Below are 1,595 nucleotides of genomic sequence, written 5' to 3' on the forward strand. Positions count from 1 at the left end.
AGATACGCTCACCGAGCTGGCCGTCGGCGCGGGCCTCACCGCCCGCGAGACGCACGGCGTGCGGATCTTCGCCGACCTGGTCCCGAGCGCCCTGCTGGACGACGTGGGCGCCGCCGAGGACCTGGTCGCCCTGGAGCGCGCCGCGTCCGTCCACCCCGTGCTGCGCGAACTGGCCACCCAGCTGCACCTGGTCGCCGAACGCCCATGACCGCCTCCGCACCCGCCCTGAACGGCCGGAATGTCGGTCCGGGCGTCTAGGTTGGGGGCATGAGCCGCAAGCAGCAGCTGCACCGCCCCGGGCAGCCGCCCGGACCGCCCGGGGACGACACGGGCTGCTCGATCCTGCACGTCGACATGGACGCGTTCTTCGTGAGCGTCGAGCTGCTCGACCGGCCCGACCTGCGCGGCCGCCCGGTGGTCGTCGGCGGCGTCGGCGGCCGGGGCGTGGTGTCGGCGGCGTCCTACGAGGCCCGCGAGTACGGCGTCCACTCGGCGATGCCGATGTCGCGGGCGCGGCGGCTGTGCCCGCAGGCGGTCGTCCTGCCGCCCCGGCACGAGCGGTACACCGCGGTCTCCCGGGCCGTCTTCGAGATCTTCCGGTCGATGACGCCGCTGGTCGAGCCGCTCTCGGTGGACGAGGCGTTCCTCGACGTCGCGGGCGCGCGCAAGCTGTACGGCCGGCCCGCCGAGATCGCCCGGCTCATCCGCGCGAAGGTGTACGAGCAGCAGGGCGTCACCTGCTCGGTCGGCGTCGCGCCCACCAAGTTCGTGGCGAAGCTGGCCTCCACCCGCTGCAAGCCGGACGGCCTCATGGTCGTCCCCGCGGACGGCGTCGAGGAGTTCCTGCACGCGCTGCCCGTCGCGGCGCTCTGGGGCGTCGGCGAGCGCACCGAGCAGCAGCTCACCCGCCTCGGCCTGCGCAGCGTGGGGCAGCTCGCCCGGGTCCCGCTCGCGACGCTCCAGCGCGAGCTGGGCAACGCCCTCGGCGGCCACCTGCACGAGCTCGCGTGGGGCCGCGACCCGCGCCCGGTCGTCCCGGAGAACGTGGACAAGAGCATCGGCGCGGAGGAGACCTTCGACACCGACCTCGACGACCCGGACGAGATCCGCCGCGAGCTGCTGCGGCTGGCCGAGAAGGTCGGCGCGCGGCTGCGCGCGGGCGGCCACGCCGGGCGCACGGTGAGCGTCAAGCTCCGCGACGGCGACTTCAAGACGATCACCCGCGCGCGGACCCTGCGCGAGCCCACCGACCTCGCGAGAGTGATCTATGTCACAGCGTGCGAGCTCTATGAGGCGTCCGGCTGGGATCGGGTACGACTCCGGCTGGTGGGCGTGCGGGTGGAGAACCTGACGTCCGCCGCCGACGCTCCCCGGCAGCTGGCACTGGACGAACCGGAGACGGGCTGGCGGGAGGCGGAACGGGTGATCGACCAGGTCGCGAGCCGGTTCGGCCACGGCGCGGTCCGTCCCGCCGCACTGGTGCGGCGCGGGGGCACCCCTCTCCCCTCCGTGCCCGCCGGGCGGGCGGGCGCCGCCCGGTCGGAAGAGCCCACGTCGGAACTCCCGTCACCAACACACCAATCGGGGTTTGCGGG

Annotated in this window: 1 protein-coding gene and 1 pseudogene; both read left to right on the plus strand. The window is 74.5% G+C overall.

The window, feature by feature from the left end; genetic code table 11:
* Positions 1-208 (plus strand): annotated as a pseudogene (locus AB0J52_RS39765) (SAM-dependent methyltransferase); the annotation flags it as partial.
* Positions 209-267: 59 nt separating this feature from the next.
* A partial coding sequence (locus AB0J52_RS39770; protein ID WP_500188314.1) for a DNA polymerase IV occupies positions 268-1,595 on the plus strand: 1,328 nt, incomplete at its 3' end.

Source organism: Spirillospora sp. NPDC049652, assembly GCF_040675125.1.
Lineage (GTDB): Bacteria > Actinomycetota > Actinomycetes > Streptosporangiales > Streptosporangiaceae > Spirillospora.